Origin of the sequence: Dactylosporangium sp. NPDC000521, from assembly GCF_042898305.1 — a bacterium.
In the GTDB taxonomy this organism is placed as follows: Bacteria; Actinomycetota; Actinomycetes; order Mycobacteriales; family Micromonosporaceae; genus Dactylosporangium.
Window position 1 is genome coordinate 509,863 of the sequence record NZ_JBIAYW010000005.1, and the last position, 18,823, is coordinate 528,685.

Consider the following 18,823-nt stretch of genomic DNA (forward strand, 5'->3'; position numbering starts at 1 on the left):
GCTGACGGTGTGCCGCGACTGCTGCTGCGGCAGCACCGGCAAGCACCCCGACGTCGACCATGACGCGCAGCTCGCCGCGCTGCGGTCCGGCGCCGGCGGGCACCGCGTCCGCGTCAGTGAGTGCCTTTCGGTCTGCGAACGCTCCAACGTCGTGGTGGTGCAGCCCTCCCGGGCCGCCCGCCGCGGCGGGGCCAGGCCCGTCTACCTGGGCGACATCCTCGACCACGACGCCGCCGACGCGGTGGGCGCGTGGCTCACCGCCGGCGGCCCCGGCGTCGCCGAGATGCCCTCACGGCTGGGGGAGCACGTGTTCGACGCCGCCACCTGCGTCGGCTGCTGACATCTTCTTCGCGGCGGGCCTTTCCGAGATCGCGTCTCATCACCGATGCTGAGCCCATGGTCATCGCCCTGGCCCGCCGCGACGACGTCACCATCGCCTACGAGCGGCTCGGCCCGCCCGACGGCGAGCCCCTGCTGCTCATCATGGGTCTCGGCATGCAGCTGCTGTCGTGGCCCGACGAGCTGTGCGCCGAGCTCGCCGGCCGCGGCTACTGTGTCGTCCGCTTCGACAACCGCGACGCCGGCGAGTCGACGCACTGGTCACAGGCCGGCAGCCCGCGCCTGTTCGACCTGCTGGCCCGCCCGCGGGCCGTGGCGCCGTACCGCCTGACCGACATGGCACTCGACGCCGTCGCCGTCCTCGACGCCGTCGGCTGGCCCTCCGCCCACGTCGTCGGCGCCTCCCTCGGCGGCATGATCGCGCAGACCCTCGCCATCGGTCACCCGGACCGCGTCCGGACGCTGACCTCCGTCATGTCCACGCCCGCGCCCCAGATCGGCCGCGCCCGGCTCGGCGCGTTCCGCGCCCTCGGCATCCCGCCGGCCACGACCCGCGACGAGGCCGCCGAACGCATGGTCCGGGTCTTCACCGCCATCGGCTCGCCCGCCTACCCGCGTGACGAGGAGTGGCTGCGTGACGTCGGCCGCCGAGCGTACGACCGCGGCCACGACCCGGCCGGCGCCCGCCGCCAGCTCGCCGCCATCCGCGCCTCCGGCGACCGCCGCCCCGGGCTGGCCGCGGTCCGCGTCCCGACGCTGGTCGTGCACGGCGACGCCGACCCGCTCATCCGCGTGGCCGGCGGGCGCGCCACCGCCGCCGCCGTGCCGGGCGCCCGCCTCGTCGTCTACCCGGGCATGGGCCACGACCTGCCGCGGCCGCTGTGGACGCCGATCCTCGACGAGATCGGCGCCCTCACCGCCGCCTGATCCCGGTTACGCTGCGCTGCTTGGGGTCGGGCGTGTGACCTGACCCCGGTTGCGGGGCTGCTTAGGATCGGGCGTGTGACCGAGCCGACGGATCCGCACGTCGCGGCCGCTGTGGACCGGGGCGACGTGGACTGGCTCACCGCGCACGTCGACGGCACCGCGTGCCCGCCCGCGCTGCTTGACCGGCTCGCCCGCCACGGCGACCCGTCCCTGCGCCTGCTCGCCGTGCAGTGGCTCGGTGCGCGGGCCACCGGCGGCGACGTCGACGACGGCCTGCTGCGGCCGCTCGCGGTGGACGAGACGCCGGAGGTCGCGCTCGCCGTGGCGGAGCTCTTCCAGCGGCACGGCGGGCGGCTGCCGTCGTCCGCCTGGCCGGGGTGGCGCGAGCGTTGTCCGGTGGCGGTGGTCCGGGTGGCGTGGCTGCGGGCCGAGCTGCTGCACCTGCCGGGCCGCCTGCCCGCCGAGCCGCCCGGCGAGACGCTGTTGCAGGCGGTGGCGGGCCTGCGCTGCGCCGACGCGTCCGACCCGCCGCGGCTGCTCGACGAGCTCACCGGCCGCGACGACCCGGTTCTGCACGACGCCGCGCTCCGAATGTGCCGGGAAGGGCTGCGCGCCGCGGTGCTCGCCCCTGCGGCCGCCCGCCGGCTCCTGGTGCGGCTCCTCGGCAGCGGCACCCCGGCGGTCGTGGCCGGCGCGCTCACCGAGCTGGCCGAGCCGTGGGCCGCCGTCGACCCCGTCGCCCCACACCGGCTGCGCACACTCCTCACCGCGGCGCCGGTCGCCGCAGTGCACGAGCCGGCGGTCGTCGCCGGGGTGGCGGTGAACGCGGGCGTCGCCGGGGCGGAGGTTGCTGGGCATGGCGGCGTCGCCAAGACGGCTGTGGCCGGGCACGGCGGCGTCGGCGGGACGGGGTTGGCTGGGCGTGCGGGCGTCGGCGGGGCGGCGGCTGGGCATGGCGGTGTCGCCGGGACGGGGTTGGCTGGGCGTGCGGGTGTCGGCGGGGCGGCGGCTGGGCATGGCGGCGTCGGCGGGACGGGGTTGGCTGGGCGTGTGGGTGTCGGCGGGGCGGTGGCTGGGCATGGCGGCGTCGCCGGGGCGGGGTTGGCTGGGCGTGTGGGTGTCGGCGGGGCGGTGGCTGGGCATGGCGGCGTCGCCGGGGCGGGGTTGGCTGGGCGTGCGGGCGTCGCTGAGGCGGCGGTGGCGGCCGCGGCCCGGCACGGGTTGCGGGATCCGTTGCTGGACGCGGCGGCCGACCGCCGAGTGCCGCCGCGCGCCCGGCAGCGTGCCCTCGAAGCGGTCGGTGACCTGCTCGACCGTGATGCCATCGCGGCGGTCGTCGGTCTCGCCGGCACCGATCCGCTGCTGCTGGGCCGGGCCGCGATCGGCTGCCTCACCACGATGCACCACCGCGGGCTGATCGTCGCCGGTGCCGACGCCGCGGGTGTCGTGGGCCTCGCGCTCGCCGACCACACGATCCCCGCCGATGACGTCGCGGCGCTGCTGTACACCGCCCGGCACGCCACCCGCGACGCCCTCCTCACGGCGACCGGCACGGCGCAGGACTGGCCGCGGCGGCTCGACCTGCTGGTCGCCCTCGCGCGGCAGGGGGCGCCGGACCTCGACATCGGCGGGGACGTCGCGGCGTTGCTGCCGGGGGCCGGCGAGCCGGAGCCGTTCCTCGCCGCGATCCGCGCGCTGCGCCACGCCCCGGCCGAGGAGGCTGTGCTCGCCGCCCTGCCCCGCGCGCCGGCCGCGGCGCTGCACGCCCTCGAAGCGGTCGGCGGTGACCGCACCGTCGCCGTGCTCGCCGCCGCTCTCGACGGTGCGGGGGCGGCGTACCTGCGGCCGTGGCGGCACCGAGCGCTCGAACTGTGCTGGCTGCTCCAGCCCGACCCCGCCCGCCGGCACGCGCTGCTGCTGCGGCTCGACCCGGCGGCCCTGCCCGGCCGGGTCGCCGCCGACCTCGGCCGCCCCGACGAACGCGAGCTCGCCGTGCTGCGCGCCCGCGCCACCCCCGACCGGCCGCTCGAGGTGCTGATCTGGCTGGCCGGCAACGCGGCCGCCGTGGACGACGTCACCGACCTGCTGGGCCGCGTCGTCGCCGAGCTGGCCCTCGCGTACGACACCCGGAGCAACCCGCCGGACGGGCAGCACCGGCTCCCCGCCGACCTCGCCGCCGTGGATGCGGACCGGGACCGTCCGGCGGCCACGAAGCGGATGCCGGTCGTGCCGCAGGAGGCGCTCGCCGCGCTGCAGGGGCTGGGCCGCCGCCTGTTCCGCGACGGCCGCATCCGCCCCGTCTGCCTGCTCGACGCCGCGGAGCGTGTCACCGACCCGCATGACGCCGGCCAGCTGGACGCCGCCGAGCGGGCCGCCGGTGACGCGTTTGCCGCGAGCCTCGCGCTGGACCTGCTCGACCGGCCGGGGACGCCGCCGACCGGGCTCGCGGTGCTGCTCGAACTGCTGGAGCGGACCCCGTACGAGCGGATCCGCGCCCGCACGCACCGGCTCCTGCGCCACCGCGACCCGCACGTGCGCAAGCACGCCGTCGCGGTCCTCGCGCGCGACGGGGTCGAGGCCCTAGCCGCGACACTGACACCGCTCACCGCCGCCGGGGACGTGCAGACGGTCCGCCAGGCCCTCGTCGCGCTCAGCCGCGCCGATGCCCGGTGGGCCGGTCACGCCGTCGCCGCCTGCCTCGAACACCCGAACATGAACATCAAGAAGGCCGCGGCGGAGGCGTTGCGCACCACCGGAACCCCCGCCACGGTGCCGCACCTGCTCGGCTGGCTCGGCCGTCACGACAACCCCGGCCTGCGGTCCGCGCTGACCGCCGCGCTGCGGGCGATCCTCGGCGACGCGGCCGACGCGACCGTCATCGCCGCCTTCGAACGTGCCGGCGAGCTCCCGCTGCTCGAATCCCTCGACGGCGCCCTGACCGAGCGGTCGGTCGCCGCGCTGGCGGATCAGGGCTCGCCGGCCGGCCCGGCGCTGCTGCGCCTCGTCGCCGGCGGCCGGCTGCGGCTGCGCGACGGCGGCGGCGCCTCGCTCGCCGGCCGGATGGCGGCGCACGGCATCACCCCGCCCCTGACGTCCGCCGCGCCCGGACCGCACCCGGATCTCGCCGCCCTGATCCGCGACGGATGGCATGCCGGGACCGCCCGCCGGGTCGCCACCGCCGACGGGGACCTGCCGGAGGCGCTGCTGCCCGGGTTGCGCCGGCTGCTGCCGGACTGGCTCAGGCTCGCGGCCGCCGAGCCGGACCTGCGCCCGTCCGTGCTGCGGCTCGTCGTGCGCTGCTGCCCGGCGCCGTGGACGCCCGAGGAGCGGATCGCGCTCGGCCGCGCACGGTCCACTGTGGTCACCGGGGTGGGCGAGCTGTCGCACGCCGACCGTGACGCCCTCCTCGCCGTCCTCGAGGACCTGGCCCCGCACCTCACCCCGGCCGCGGCGCTCGACGTGGCGTCCAGGTTGCGGGCGGCGCCGGCCGCGCCCGCCGGTCTCCGCTCGACCCTCCCCGTGCTGCGCCGCTGCGGCGCCGTCCTCACCCGCCGCGACGTGGAGCGTGCCCTCGCCGATGCCGCGCTCGGCGCCGACCCGTGGCAGGCCGAGGTGCGGGTGCTGCGCGAGGCGTTCGGGCTCCCGGGCCAGGACGAAACGTTCGGGGTCCCAGGCCGGGACGAGGCGCCGCGCGACGCGTTCGGGGCGCCGGGCCGGGACGAGGCGCGAGGCGATGTGCGGGTGCCGCGCGAGGCGCCGGCCGGGTCGGTGCCGAGCCCAGGGTCGTCCACAGTGGAGTCGCGGGAACGCCTCGCGGCCCTGATCGAGGCGTGGCCCGCCGCCGCCGTCGAGGACCGGCCCGCGCTGCTCGACCGGATGGCGGCCCTGCAGCCCATCGGAGCTCCACTGTGGACTCTCGGCGAGGAGGCCGCCCGTCCGGACCCGGCGCCGCGCACCCCGCACGACGGCGACCTCGACCAGCCCCGTTCGGCCGCCGTGCGCGACCGGCTCCTCGACATGCTCGACCACCCGCGCCCCGGCACCACCCAGCGCCGCCGCGCCGCCGAGGCCCTGCGGACCTGGCCCGAGCCGGCCATCCAGCGTCGCCTGCTGCAGGTGTACCTGCACCGCGGCGCCGACCTGCCGGCGACCCACACGCTGGCCCGCGCCCTGACCCCAGCCGACTTCGCCCCGGACGCACCCTTGGAGCACGAGGCGCTGGAGCGCGCGACCGCGACCCGTGACGCGCTGGAGGCGGCCGGCTACGACCGCGCGCGTGCCGAGCGGGCGGGTGCCCGGCAGGCCGCTCACGTTCGGCTGGCAAGGGCGGTGCGTCTCACCCGGCATCTGACACCGGCCGAGCTCGCGCCGCTCCTCCCGGCCCTCCTGCGGCTGCGCGAGCCCGCCACGCCGGACATCCGGCAGGTCGTCGACAGGGAGCTGCGCCGCCTGCCACCCGAGACCGTGGCCGGGCTGCTCGGCGAGCCCGTCCGGCCGTTGCTGCTGCCGGAGCCCGCGGAGCCCCGGCTGCCGGCCGGGCTGCTGGACCGGCCGTCGGCGACGGTGCGCCCGCCGACCCGCGACGACCTGCTCCGCCTCGCGTGCGACGGCGACGCCACGCGGGTCCGCGTCGCCCTGGCCGCCCTGGCCGGGACCGGAGACGGCACCGGCCTGGCCGGGCTGCTGGACGACCTGCTGCGGCACCCCGAGGCGAAGGTCCGCCTGCACGCCCACCGCGTGTCACGCCAGTTGCTGGACCGGCCCACGTACCTGCGGCACAGCGAGGTGCTTCTCGCCGACCCGCAGCCGGACATCGTCCGCGTCGCGATCCGCGCGGTCAGCAGCGCCGGCTGGACGCCCGCGATCGGCGCCGTCGTCGGCCTGCTCCTGCACCCAGACCCGGCCGTCCGCCGCACCGCCGAGGCCGGCCTGACCCGCTACGGCCCCGCCGCCGCCCCGGCCCTCACCAAGGCCGCCGCCCGCGCCCGCCCCGACCGCCGCGCCGCGTACGCGAAGGTCCTGGCTGCCGTGACAGCGGCTCAGTAGCCGCCGGCGGTGGATGGTGCGGCCGCCGGGAGCTCCCCGCGCTCGCGGGCGGCGAAGTCGTCGAGGATCGCCTCGGTGACCGTCGCGCCGAAGCGGGTGGCGCCCGCGCGGTGCAGGGTGAGCAGGGTGTCGAGGCTGCGGACCCCGCCGGCCGCCTTGACCTCGACGTGCGGGGAGACGGTGGCGCGCATCAGCTGGATGTCCGCCAGGGTGGCACCACCGCCGGCGAACCCGGTGCTGGTCTTCACGAACCGCGCACCGGCCCGCTCGGCGATGCGGCAGCCGGCGACCTTCTGCTCGTCGGTGAGGTACACGTTCTCCAGGATCACCTTGACGACCCGCCCCTGCGCCGCGTCGACCACGGCCGCGATGTCGTCGTGCACGTACGCGTCGTCGCCGCTGCGCAGCCGCCCGATGTGCAGCACCATGTCGATCTCGTCGGCGCCCGCCTCGACGAGTGCCCGCGTCTCGGCGACCTTGACCGTGGTGAGCGTGTCGCCGTGCGGGAACCCCGCCACGGTCCCGACGAGCACACCCGTCCCGTCCAGCGCCGCCCTGGCGAGGCCGACGTCGGACGGCCGGACGCACACCGAGGCGACCGCCCGGCGGGCCGCGACCTCGCACCCCAGCCGGACGTCTCCGGTCGTCAGCTCGGGCCGCAGCAGCGAGTGGTCGATCATCTTGGCCACGTTCATCGAGGTTCTCCTGTTCCAGGTGGCCGCACGTCGAACGTGACGCGCAGGTCGTAGCGGGCGCCGACATACCGGCTGACCGTGTGCTCCAGCGGCGTCGAGTGCTGGTCGACGATCAGCCGGGTCTCGACCAGCAGCGGCTCGTCCGCCGGCACGTGCAGCCGCTCGCCGTCGGCGCCGGCCCGCTGCGCCGTCAGCGTCGACGAGCCGAGCGTGGGGCGCAGCCCCAGGTCGTGCAGCGCGCGGTGCAGCGAACCGGCCTCCAGGTCGACGTCGAGCAGCGCGCTCAGGTGTGCCGGGAAGCAGGCGTACTCGACCGCGAGCGGGACGTCGTCGGCGAGCCGTACCCGAGCGATCGACACCACGCGAGGTGCGGCGGCCGTCAGCCCGAGCGCCGCCGCCTCGGCCGCGGAGGCCGCCCGGATCTCGCCTTCCAGCAGGCGCGACCGCGGGGTGCGCCCCCAGCCGCGCACCTGGTCCTGGAAGCTCATCAGGGTCCCGGCGGCCCGTGGCTCGGGTCGCTGCCGCACGAACGTGCCCCGCCCCTGGATCCGCTCGATGAGCCCGTCGGACTCCAGGGCGTTGAGCGCGGCCCGCACCGTCATCCGGGCGACCCCGAACTCCCCGGCGAGCACCGACTCGGCCGGCACCGTGTCGCCGGGGCGCGCACCGGCGAGCCGCGTCCGCAGCTCCCGCTCGATCCGCACGTACAGCGGCGTCTTGCTCACCCAATCCTCCAGGTCCTCTAGACAACCTAGACAGTGCCAGACGTACCCGGGAGCGTCAACCCGACCGGGTGATCGACGGTCGATACCGTGGAAGACCGGGGCGGGCGGTTCCTATGGTGGTCCGATGAGCGCAGCCGGAGCGGCCAGTTGGGGTCTGTTCGCCGCGCTCATGCTGGAAGTGCTCGACCTGCTGGCGGCCCGCCGCCGGACCGGGCGGCTGCCGTGGCACGGGCCGGGGGAGCCGGGGGCCGGGGCGTACGCGGCGTCCGTCGCCGTCCGGTGCCTCGCCGGCGCCGGGCTCGCCGCCGCGCTCGGGGCGGGCGGGCAGGTGTCCGGGCCGGGCGGGATGGTGGCAGCGGGGATCGCGGCACCGTTGCTGCTGACGCAGCTCGCCCGGGTGGCCTCGCCGTTCCTGAGTGTCGCCGCCGTCGCCGGTACGACTGCCGCAACCCCTCCCGAATTCGCCACGCCCATGGTGAACGGCGCCAGACGGGTGTCGCGCCTGCGGGTCAAGCTGCCCGCGGCCCGCAAGCAGACCGGCGACGACCACCGTGCGGGTTGAGGCATTCCTCGCGCGGCTGCTCACCGCGCTGGGGCGACACGACCGTTCGGCGCCTGTCCGGGGACCGGTGCTGGCCGCGCTGAGCAGGGACACGGCCGCCTTCGGCGGCACGGTCGAGGCCGGCCCACCGCCGCGATGGCCCGGACCTGCCGGGGCGCTGCACCGGACCGCCCCACCCGCGGAGCAGCCTGCCGCCCCCGCCCGCCGCGGAGCGTCACGACTGCGACGCCGGACCGCGGATCCGACCCGCCCCGGTGCCTTCTCTGCCGATCAGCCGGGCTCCTTGGACAGCGCCCGGCCGGCCCGGGCCACCACGCCCGCGGACCATCCAGGCGCGTCGGACGGCTCGGGCGCCTCGCCGGGTGAGCCGGCGCGTCGTGGGCGGTTGCTGTGGCGTGGCGGGGGTGCGTCGTCCGATGTCGTGTCCGGCGGGTCGTTGTGGCGGGGCCGTCGCGGGTCGGCGGACGATCAGCCAGGTGCTTCGAGTGGTGAGCCGGCGCGTCGCGGGCGGTTGCCGTGGCGTGGCCGGGGCGCGTCGCCCGATGTCGTGCCCGGCGGGTCCACGGGGCTGGGCCGTGGCGGGCAGGCGGCGGATCAGCCGGGCACTTCGGCCGGTGAGCTGGCGCGTCGCGGGCGGTTGCCGTGGCGTGGCCGGGGCGCGTCGCCCGATGTCGTGCCCGGCGGCTCCACGGGGCTGGGCCGTGGCGGGCAGGCGGCGGATCAGCCGGGCACTTCGGCCGGTGAGCCGGCGCGTCGCGGGCGGTTGCCGTGGCGGGGCCGGAATGCGGCGCCGGACGTCACGCCTGCCGGGTCGCGGGGGCGGGATGTGCCGGTGGACGCCACGACCGGCGGGGCGCGGTGGCCGGGACAGGGCGCCTCGTCGGACGTCACGCCCGCGGGCTCGCGGTGGCCCGGGCAGGGGGCTCCGCCGGATGCCGCGCCCGCTGGCCCGCGGCACGGTGCCGCCGCGGCGGACCGTCCTGACCCGGCGTCCGCGGGGTCGCGGTGGCCGGCGCGAGGCGGTTCGGCCGCGGAGAAGCCGGGTGGCTCGCCCGCGGAGCAGCCGGACGTCGCGCCCGCGTGGCAGGCGCGGGGCGGCTCCCCCGCGGAGCAGCCGGACGTCACGGCCGCGTGGGCGCCGCGGCAGGCGAAGCGCGAGGCCGCCTGGCCACCGCCGCTGTTCGCCATGCCTGACGCGAGCCCGGCGCAGCGCATGCCGTCGACCACGACCCGGCGGCTGTGCGCGGCCGTGCACCTCGATCCCGGCCTCGCCGAGCGGGTCGTCGCCGAACTCACCGACGACCCGCGGCGGGCCGTGGCGCCGTCGGTCGGCCTGGACCTGGAGCCGGTGCTGTGCCATGCGCTGCGGGCCAGGCTGCTGGCCACGGCCAGGGACGCGTTCCTCGCCGTGGCGGTCCTCACCGCGCTGATCCTTGCGCCCCGCACCACCGCCGCCGTCCTGCTCCTCGGGGGCGTCGTGGGGCTGTGCCGGTCGAAGGCGGTCCGAGGGGCGCCGCCCGCCGGGAGGGCGCTGCTGGCCGTAGCGCTGGTCTTCGGCCTCGTCACGGCCGTCGGCGCGGTGCTGACCGTCGCCGGCTCGTCCGTCGCGGCGCCGGGCGGTGAGCTCGACCGGGTCGTCGCCGCCGTCGGCGCGGCACCTGGGGCGCGGGTGTGGGCCGCTCTCGCGGTCCTGGCCGGGTGCGCCGTCGCCGGCCACCTCGCGCACCTGTGGTGGACCGCCGCCACCCTCACCGCCGCGACCCATCCGGCCCCGAGGCTGGCCTCGACCGCCCGGCGGGTCGCGGTCGTCGCCGCCGCGCAGCGGGGCAACGTCGCGTTCAGCCGCGGCGACCCGTTCGTCGGTGCCGGGCCGCGGGTGTGCGCGTGGTCGGTCGCGGTGGCGCTGCGCGCGGTCGACTCCGGCGGCTACCGCCCCCGCAGCCCCGCGACCCTCGACCCCGTCCTGCTGCGCCGGCACGTCGGTCAGGCGTTGCAGGGCCTCGGCGACGGCACCGGGCATCACGGGGTGCCGGGGCTGACGGTGACGCCGTACCTGGCCGCGGACGGGGTCCGCTGCGCCGGCGACCCGCTGCTCGACGACGGCGTCCCGCTGCCGCTCGCCTCCCGGGACGCCGTCGACGCCGTCGTCCGCGCCCCGCAGGAGGGCCTGCGCCACTACGACCGGGTCGTGATCGTGCCGCGGGCCAGAGGCGTCACCACGGCCGAGGGCCGGCCCGTCGTGCCGCCCGACGACGGCGACGGGTACGTGTCGGTGTTCGTGCACACGTCGATCGAGGCCTCGGTCGTGTACGTCGAGCTCTCCGCCCACGTCCTGCCACCGGTCCGGCCCGCGTGCTATGTGCCGGCGCCGGTCGTACACCTGGAGCTGCTGACACAACTGACGGCCGCGCCGTGGCGACTGATCCGCACGGCGGCCCACCGGCTGCGAATCCTGGCGCGCCGGCCCGACCACGACGGCTGGCACGACCACAGCGCCCGCCTCGGCATCCGCGAACTCGTCGGCGACCCCACCGCCACCCTGCCGGCCCTCGAGGCTACGAAGTACGTGAAGGTCGTCGAACGGGTCGTCGTCGAGGCCGTGGCCGACTTCCTGGAGCGCTACGACCTGGACGCCACCACCTTCCGCGCCGAGGTCCCGACGGCCCGCTGACCCCCTCCACCGAAGTCGCCCATGGCAGCTCGTCAGGGGGTGCCCGAGCCTGGGGTGACCAGTCCGGTCTCGTACGCGGCGACGATCGCCTGGGCACGATCGCGCAGCTGCAGCTTCGACAGGATCCTGGCGATGTGCGTCTTGACCGTGGCGTCGCTGAGCTGCAGCTGCGCCGCCAGCTCCGCGTTGCTGAGCCCCCTGGCGAGCAGCCGCAGCACCTCCACCTCGCGCGGCGTCAGCCCGGACAGGTCCCGGTGGAGCGTCGCGGTGCGGGCGTCCCGGGTCGCGTACCGCTCGATGAGCCGCCGCGTGATCGACGGCGCCAGCAGCGCGTCCCCGGCACGGACCAGCCGCACCGCGCCAACGAGGTGCTCGGGGCTGACGTCCTTGAGCAGGAACCCGCTGGCCCCCGCCGACAGCGCCGCGTAGACGTACTGGTCGAGGTCGAACGTCGTGAGGATGATGACCCGCGGCGTGGCGCCCGTGACGGGCCCGCCGAGGATCCTGCGGGTCGCCTCGAGCCCGTCCATGCGCGGCATCCGCACGTCCATGAGCACCACGTCGGGCCGGGTACGCCGGACCGCGTCGACCGCCTCGGCCCCGTCGGCCGCGTCCGCGACCACCTCGATCCCGCTCGCCGTGAGAATCATGCGGAACCCGGTCCGCACCAACGCCTGATCGTCGGCGACGACCACCCGCAACGGCTCGCTCACGCAACCCCCTCCACCGCGTCCCCGACCAGAATGCACCGCGATCGACCGGCCAGCACCGGACGCCCCTCAATCATGCGATCGCCTCACCGCTCCACGACGTCACCCCGCCGCCCGCCCGACCACCGTTGCCGCAGTCGGCACGGCCCCGCCCCCTGCAGAACACCGTCGCGAGCGCCGGCGGCCGTGCCCCGGCCTCGGTGCCGCCCCACCACGACGGACCGGCCATGGATGTCGCCCCGCCGCCGTGATCGAAGGACAGCCTTGGCCGCCGGCGTGGCCGGATCCATCCATCGATCATGACCCCGACGGCAGCCCGCAGCGACCGCCGCGGCACGGCAACCGTCCGGATCGCGGGCGCACCTCGGGGACTGCGACGAGATCGCCAGCACACCGCCACAGTTACGGACACGACCGCATCGTCCCGCCACCGCGAGACGCCGCAGTGCCCGCGCAGCTGGAGCGGTGGCGGACTGTTCGCGCTGCTGGTCGGCGCGCTGCTGCGGCCCACGTCCGGCCCGCGTCGCTGCCCGCGATGCTGGCCTGCTCGCGCTGCTGGCCTGCTCGCGCTGTCGGCCTGCTCGCGCTGTCGGACGATGGTGTGCTCTGTTCGCGCTGCTGGGCGATGGTGGGTTGGCCGCGCGGATGGGACTGCGCGCCGCCGGCGGATGGCCCTGTGGCTGCCTCACGGGAAACGGCCCGTGCGGGACCGGCGCGTTGCCCGCAAAGGGGACGGACCCGCTGCCGAACATCGTCGCGAGCGCCGGCGGCCGTGCCCCGGTCGGCGATCCTGGGGTTCGTGGCCGGCACGCCCCGGTGCCGCCCCACCACGACGGACCGGCCATGGTTGTCGCCAGGCCGCCCACCTTCGCCCCCGCCGACGTGATCGAAGGACAGCCGTGGCCGCCGGCGTGGCCGGATCCGTCCATCGATCATGACCCCGGCCGTAGCCCGCAACGACCGCCGCGGCACGGCAGCCGTCCGGTTCGCGGGTACGCCTCGGGGACTGCGACGAGATCGCCAGCGCACCACCTTCACGGACACGACTGCACCGTCCCCGCCGTCCCCGCCGCCGCGAGACGCCGCGCTGCCCGCGCAGGTGTAGCGGTGGCGGGCCGTTCGCGCCGCCGGGCAGCGCGCTGCTGCGGGCCACGTCCGGCCCGCGTCGCTGCGCGCGATGCCGGCCTGCCCGTGCCGTCGGACGATGGCGTGCTCTGTTCGCGCTGCTGGGCGATGGTGGGTTGTCCGCGCGGACGGGACTGCGCGCCGCTGGCGGATGACCCTGCGACTGCCTCGCGGGAAACGGCCCGTGCGGGGAACGGCGAGTTGCCCGCAACGGCGCGTTGCCCGCAACGGGATGGCGCTCTGTCCACGTCGCTGAGTGCCGGCGGGTTGTTCGCACCACTGGGCAGCGGCGCGCTGTTGGCGGATGGTCCTGTGTTTGCGCTGCTGGGGGGCGGTGCGGCACCGGGGATGGCGCTGCCGCGGTGAGCGGCCGGGGCACCGCCCGGCAAGCCAGGCGGGTCATGAGGGTGGGATCGGGATGGTGGCGTGGACGCGGAAGCCGCCGGTGGGGGTGGCGCCGGCGGTGAGAGTTCCGTCGTGGATGGCCAGGCGGTCGCGGAGGCCGGCCAGGTCGCGGCCGCTGCCGGGGTCGGTGGAGCTGTCGGCGGTGCCGCCGGTGTCGGTGATGTCGACGCGCGGGGTGTCGTTCGCGCTGTCGGGGGCGGCGCGGTACTGGGGACGGCGCTGTCGCGGTGAGCGGCCGGGGGCGCGGTCCGGCGAGGCAGGTGGGTCATGGGGGTGGGGTCGGGATGGTGGCGTGGACGCGGAAGCCGCCGGTGGGGTTGGGGCCGGCGGTGAGAGTGCCGCCGTGGAGGGCCAGGCGGTCGCGGAGGCCGGCCAGGTCGCGGCCGCCGCCGGTGTCGGTGCCGTCGATGCGCGGGGTGTCGTTCGTGCTGTCGGGGGGCGGCGCGGTACTGGGGACGGTGCTGTCGCGGTGAGCGGCCGGGGCGCGGCCCGGCGAGGCAGGTGGGTCATGGGGGTGGGGTCGGGATGGTGGCGTGGACGCGGAAGCCGTCGTGGATGGCCGGGCGGTCGCGGAGGCTGGCCAGGTCGCGGCCGCTGCCGGGGTCGGTGGAGCTGTCGGCGGTGCCGCCGGTGTCGGTGCCGTCGACGCGCGGGGTGTCGTTCGTGCTGCTGGTGGGCGGCGCGGCACCGTGGACGTCGCTGTCGCGGTGAGCGGCCGGGGCACCGCCCGGCATGGCAGGCGGGTCATGGGGATGGGATCGGGATGGTGGCGTGGACGCGGAAGCCGCCGGTGGGGGTGGCGCCGGCGGTGAGAGTACCGCCGTGGAGGGCCAGGCGGTCGCGGAGGCCGGCCAGGCCGCGGCCGCTGCCGGGGTCGGCGGAGCTGTCGGCGGTGCCGCCGGTGTCGGTGACGTCGACGTGCAGGGTGTCGGTGGTGTGGTCGACGGTGACGGTCACCGAGGCGCCCACGGCGTGCTTGACCGCGTTGGTCAGCGCTTCCTGCACCACCCGGTATGCCGCCAGCTCCACCCCCGCGGGCAGCGGCACCCGCGTGCCGGTCTGGACGACGTCGACGGGGACGCCGGTGCGGCGGACGCGGTCGGCGAGGGCGTCGAGTTGGTCGAGCCCCGGGGTCGGGGCGAGGTCGGGACCGTCGTCGTCCATCGTCAGCAGGCCCATGACGTGGCGCAGCTCGACCATCGCGGCGCGGCCGCTCGACTCGACCGCCAGCAGGGCCTCGCGGGCCAGGCCGGGCTCGGTGTCCAGGACGGTGCGGGCGGCGCCGGCCTGCACGACCATCATGCTGACGCTGTGGCTGACCACGTCGTGCAGCTCGCCGGCGAGCCGGGCGCGCTCCTGCTGGACGGCGAGGCTCGTCGCGGTCGCCTGCTCCCGCTGCAGGGCCAGGGCCCGCTGCTTCCAGATGTGGATCGCGTTGGCGGTGAGGCTGACCGCGCACAGCAGCAGGAACACCGCCAGCCCCGGCCCCGCGTCCGTCTCGGCGTCGCCCCGGCCGCTGACGAGCAGGGCCACGGTGGCCACGATGACGCTGCCGATCGCGAGGGCCCGGTGGCGGCTGTAGAGCGCGGCGCTGTAGGCGGCCACGACGAAGCACACCAGCGCGGGCATCGGGTCGAACCCGGGCTCCGCGCGCAGCACCATCGCGGCGACGACGATCACCCACAGCGAGGCGACCGGGAACCTGCGGCGGGTCACCAGCGGCAGCGCCAGGAGCGCGGCCAGGACATACTGCCCGGCTGAGGGCCCGTCGGAGATCTCGGGACCGGGGAACGGCGGCTCGGGGGCCGGTGGCAGGAGCAGGTCGGGCACCCGCACGACCCGGTCGCTCTCGAAGACGAAGTCCGGCGCGGGCGCGTCGCCGGGCTGCGCCGTGCTGCTGACCGTGAGCAGGCTGAGCACCAGCGCGAGCACCGCGTCGGCGGCCCACGCCCACTTGCTCAGCTTCGGCATCGGGCCGCTCACGCGCCACAGCTCGGCACTGATCGCCCGCAGCTGCCGCCTGACGAACCCGATGTCCACGTCCCCAAGTCTGCCAAGGCACCCCGCCGCGCGGCATCGGTCTCGAAGACCACCCGCCGCCGCGCTGTGTAGTCCAAAAGGATGACGCGAGCGCCGGAGACCGTCACCGCGGCCGACGTGCCGGAGCCGACCGAGTTCCTACGGTCGGAACGACCGAGAAACGTCGTAAAGGGAGGTACCAGATGACCGCCCCACTCATCCAGATCAGCGATGTCAGCAAACGGTACGACGACGGCCCACCCGCCCTCGCCGGGCTGACGCTGCGGATCGACGCCGGCGAGGCCGTCGCCGTGCTGGGCGCGTCCGGCAGCGGCAAGTCCACGCTGCTCAACCTGATCGCCGGGCTGGACAGGCCCACGTCCGGCAGCGTCACCGTCGACGGCGTGCGGGTCGACGGGCTCGGCGAGGCCGCGTCCGCGAAGTACCGCCGCGCCCGCATCGGCATGGTCTTCCAGTTCTTCAACCTGGTCGACGACCTGACCGTGCACGACAACGTCCTGCTGCCCGCGCAGCTCGCCGGCGTGCCGCGGGGCGAGGCCACCGCCAGGGCCGGTGAGCTGCTGGAGAAGCTGGGGGTGCGGCGGCACGCCCGGGCGTTCCCCGGCCGGCTGTCCGGCGGCGAGCGGCAACGCGTCGCCGTCGCGCGTGCCCTCATGAACCGCCCGTCGCTGCTGCTCGCCGATGAGCCGACCGGCGCCCTGGACACGGCGTCCGGCCGCGAGGTCCGCGACCTGCTGACCGCCCTGCACCGCGACGGGCAGACCGTCGTTCTCGTCACGCACGACGTGACCCTCGCCCAGGAGTGCGCCACCCGGACCGTGGAGCTCGTCGACGGCCGCCTCAGCCGCGACGTCAAGCACGGCATCCAAGCGGCAGGCGCCCGGTGAGCGGCCGGCGGAGCGTCTTGGGCCGCTCACCGGAGTGGCTGGTCGGCTCAGGTCGGCGCCGGAGCGCAGCGGAGGTGACGGCGTGAGCGGGGTCGGCAGAGTCGTGCGGGCCGGCGGGCGGCGGAGGGTCCAGTCGGTCGTGATGGCGTTGACGACCCTGCTCGCCGTTTCCGCGTCGGTACTGGCAGCAGGCCTTCTCGACGCGTCGCGCGCGCCCTTCGACCGGGGCTTCGCCAAGCAGCAGGGGGCCCACCTGACGGCCACGTTCGACGCGGGGTCCGTCACCGCGGACGCCGTCGCCGCCACCGCGAAGGCGGCCGGTGCGACCGCGTCCGCCGGCCCGTTCAGGACCGTGTCGCTGCGCCCGACGACCGTCAGCGGTGGCCGCATCCCGCCCGGGCTGCAACTGCCGCCCGCGATCCTCGCCGGTCGCGCCGACCCCGGCGGGCCGGTCGACCGGCTCGACCTGACCGACGGCCGGTGGGCCACCGCCGCCGGGGAGATCGTGTGGGCGACCGGCCGGTCGCCGATCGAGGTCGGCGACAAGCTCACGTTCGCCGACGCGCCCGGCAGCCCCACGTTCACCGTCGTGGGCCTTGCCAGGTCCGTCGGGACCAGCGCCGAGGCGTGGACGACCCCGGACCAGCTGGCGGCGATGCTGGGCACCGGCGTCGAGGGCGGCTTCCAGATGTTGTACCGCTTCGCCGACGCCGCCACCGACGCGCAGCTCACCGCGCACCGGACCGCGGTCGCCGGCGCCGTGCCCGCCGACGCGATGACCGGCGCCGCCTCGTACCTCGCCGCGAAACGCAAGGCGGAGCGGCAGGCGGCGACGTTCGTGCCGTTCGTGGTCGCGTTCGGGGTGCTCGGGCTGTGCATGTCGGTGCTCATCATCGGCGTCGTCGTGAGCGGTTCGGTCGGCGCCGCGACCCGCCGGATCGGCATCCTGAAGGCCGTCGGCTTCACGCCGGCCCAGGTCACCCGCGCGTACATCGGCCAGGCGCTGATCCCGGCCACCATCGGCGCCGTGCTCGGCGTGCTGCTGGGCAACGTCGCCGCGGTGCCGGTCCTGGCCAACGAGAGCGACGCGTTCGGCACCGCCACGATGACGGTCGCGCCGTGGGTGAGCGTGGTCGTGCCGCTCGTCGCGCTCGCCGCGGTCGTGCTGACCGCGTTCGTGCCGGCGTTGCGGGCCGGGCGGCTGCGCACCGTCACCGCCCTGGCCGTCGGCCGCACCCCGGCGAGCGGGCGTGGCCGGACGGCGCGGCGGCTGCTGGGCCGCCTGCCGCTGCCCCGGCCGGTGAGCCTGGGGCTGGCGAACCCGTTCACCAGCCCTTCCCGCTCCGCGACGATCGTTGCGGCGGTCGCCCTCGGCGCCCTCGGGGTGACGTTCGGGGCCGGTCTCGCCACGTCCCTCGCCGGCATCCAGGACGGCCTCAACCGCCGCTCCGCCGGCGCCGTCGTCGCCCACGCGTTCACGTTCGGCCCTGGCCCTGGCGGCCCCGGAGGCCCGCCGGCACCGGGTCAGCAAGGCGGCCCCACCGGCCCGGCGAACCCAGGCCAGACGGCAGGCCCGGGTCAGACCAGCGGCCCGGGGCAGAACGGCAAGGGCGGGCCGCAGCCGTCCGCCGGGGACCTCGCCGCCCTCGGGAAGGTGCAGGCCGCGATCGACGCGCAGCCCGGCACCCGCCGGTGGTTCACCACGGGACAGGCCGAGATCGGTGTCTCGGGCTTCACCGCCCCCGCGAACGTCGTCGCCTTCACCGGTGACTCCTCCTGGGGCGCGTACAAGATGATCTCCGGGAAGTGGTTCGACGGGCCGGACCAGATCGTGGTGCCGACCGCGTTCCTGCACGCCACGGGCCTGCGGGTCGGCGACACGACCACGCTGACCGACGCCGGGCGCTCGCGCAAGGTCCGGATCGTGGGGGAGTCGCTCGACCTGAGCGACGGCGGCCGCGGCGTCGTCACCGACGCGGCCACCCTCACCGCCCTCGGGACCGTCATCGAGCCGCGGTCGGTCGAGTTCCACATCGACCTCGATCCGGGCGTCACCGCGCAGTCCTACGCGGACGCGCTGAACAAGGTCCTGCAGCCGCTCGGCGGCGGCGCGGACGTCAACGCCGGGGAGCTCAGCGAGACCGTCGTCGCCATGGACACGCTCGCCGCGACGCTCACCGTGATGCTCGTCGTCGTCGCCGGGATGGGCGTGCTCAACACGGTCGTGCTCGACACCCGCGAACGCGTCCACGACCTCGGCGTGTTCAAGGCCCTCGGCATGTCACCGCGGCAGACGGTCACGATGGTCCTCACCTCGGTCACCGGCACCGGCCTGCTCGCCGGCGTGATCGGGGTCCCGCTCGGCATCGTGCTCCACCACGCGGTCCTGCCGGCGATGGGCCGCGCCGCCGACACCGGCATCCCGCCGTCCTACATCGAGGTGTACGCCCCGCTGATGGTCCTGCCGCTCGTCCTCGGCGGCCTCGTCATCGCCTGCGCCGGCGCCCTCCTGCCCGCCGGCTGGGCCGCCAGGACCCGCACCGCCACGGCCCTGCGCACCGAGTAGCGCCGGCGCGGAACCCGCACACGGAGCAGCGGGCAGCGAAAGAGCCGTGGCGCACAGGGAACACCGGCCGGCGCTCGGCGTACAGGAGCGGCAACGGCGAACGGGGCCGGACCACAAGACAGGTC

Annotated in this window: 12 protein-coding genes; 7 read left to right on the top strand and 5 right to left on the bottom strand. The window is 76.6% G+C overall.

Annotation, left to right across the window (positions count from 1 at the left end; all coding sequences use genetic code 11):
- Nucleotide 1 precedes the first annotated feature (1 nt).
- From ACFY3L_RS20295 to ACFY3L_RS20305, 3 genes are all read left to right on the top strand, one after another.
- Nucleotides 2–340, top strand: coding sequence for a hypothetical protein (locus tag ACFY3L_RS20295; protein ID WP_389326100.1), 339 nt, complete (start codon nt 2–4; stop codon nt 338–340).
- Nucleotides 341–396: 56 nt separating this feature from the next.
- Nucleotides 397–1,266 carry an alpha/beta fold hydrolase gene (locus ACFY3L_RS20300; protein ID WP_389325853.1) on the top strand — a complete coding sequence of 290 codons (870 nt, stop codon included), beginning with the start codon at nt 397–399 and terminating at the stop codon, nt 1,264–1,266.
- Nucleotides 1,267–1,341: 75 nt separating this feature from the next.
- Complete coding sequence (locus tag ACFY3L_RS20305; RefSeq protein WP_389325856.1) at nt 1,342–6,312, top strand: hypothetical protein; 4,971 nt, start codon at nt 1,342–1,344, stop codon at nt 6,310–6,312.
- On the opposite strand, the gene deoC is transcribed toward ACFY3L_RS20305, so the two are convergent.
- Both deoC and ACFY3L_RS20315 read right to left on the bottom strand, forming a co-directional pair.
- Nucleotides 6,306–7,007: a deoxyribose-phosphate aldolase gene (deoC, locus tag ACFY3L_RS20310; protein ID WP_389325859.1), complete on the bottom strand. Its 702-nt coding sequence runs from the start codon at nt 7,005–7,007 to the stop codon at nt 6,306–6,308. The two genes, ACFY3L_RS20305 and deoC, sit on opposite strands and share 7 nt — an antisense overlap.
- Nucleotides 7,004–7,732 (bottom strand): GntR family transcriptional regulator, encoded by a 729-nt coding sequence (locus tag ACFY3L_RS20315; RefSeq protein WP_389325862.1) that lies wholly within the window; start codon nt 7,730–7,732, stop codon nt 7,004–7,006. The genes deoC and ACFY3L_RS20315 overlap by 4 nt, the downstream gene beginning before the upstream one ends.
- A 124-nt stretch (nt 7,733–7,856) precedes the next feature.
- Between ACFY3L_RS20315 and ACFY3L_RS20320 the strand changes: the two genes are divergently transcribed.
- Both ACFY3L_RS20320 and ACFY3L_RS20325 read left to right on the top strand, forming a co-directional pair.
- The gene (locus ACFY3L_RS20320; RefSeq protein WP_389325865.1) at nt 7,857–8,294 is read left to right on the top strand and encodes a hypothetical protein; all 438 of its coding nucleotides are present in this window, start codon (nt 7,857–7,859) and stop codon (nt 8,292–8,294) included.
- A gap of 832 nt (nt 8,295–9,126) precedes the next feature.
- Complete coding sequence (locus ACFY3L_RS20325) at nt 9,127–10,965, top strand: hypothetical protein (RefSeq protein ID WP_389325867.1); 1,839 nt, start codon at nt 9,127–9,129, stop codon at nt 10,963–10,965.
- Between the two features lie 32 nt (nt 10,966–10,997).
- Here ACFY3L_RS20325 and ACFY3L_RS20330 read toward each other — a convergent pair whose 3' ends face one another.
- From ACFY3L_RS20330 to ACFY3L_RS20340, 3 genes are all read right to left on the bottom strand, one after another.
- Complete coding sequence (locus tag ACFY3L_RS20330; RefSeq protein ID WP_389326103.1) at nt 10,998–11,615, bottom strand: response regulator; 618 nt, start codon at nt 11,613–11,615, stop codon at nt 10,998–11,000.
- A gap of 2,096 nt (nt 11,616–13,711) precedes the next feature.
- A complete protein-coding gene (locus ACFY3L_RS20335; protein ID WP_389325870.1) occupies nt 13,712–13,939 on the bottom strand; it encodes a hypothetical protein in 228 nt (75 codons plus the stop codon).
- Nucleotides 13,940–13,949: 10 nt separating this feature from the next.
- A complete protein-coding gene (locus ACFY3L_RS20340) occupies nt 13,950–15,245 on the bottom strand; it encodes a sensor histidine kinase (RefSeq protein WP_389325873.1) in 1,296 nt (431 codons plus the stop codon).
- Nucleotides 15,246–15,427: 182 nt separating this feature from the next.
- On the opposite strand from ACFY3L_RS20340, the gene ACFY3L_RS20345 reads away from it, so the two are divergent.
- Nucleotides 15,428–16,132, top strand: a complete 705-nt coding sequence (locus tag ACFY3L_RS20345) for an ABC transporter ATP-binding protein (protein ID WP_389325875.1) — start codon at nt 15,428–15,430, stop codon at nt 16,130–16,132.
- Between the two features lie 82 nt (nt 16,133–16,214).
- Nucleotides 16,215–18,698: an ABC transporter permease gene (locus ACFY3L_RS20350; protein WP_389325878.1), complete on the top strand. Its 2,484-nt coding sequence runs from the start codon at nt 16,215–16,217 to the stop codon at nt 18,696–18,698.
- The last annotated feature ends 125 nt before the right edge of the window (nt 18,699–18,823 follow it).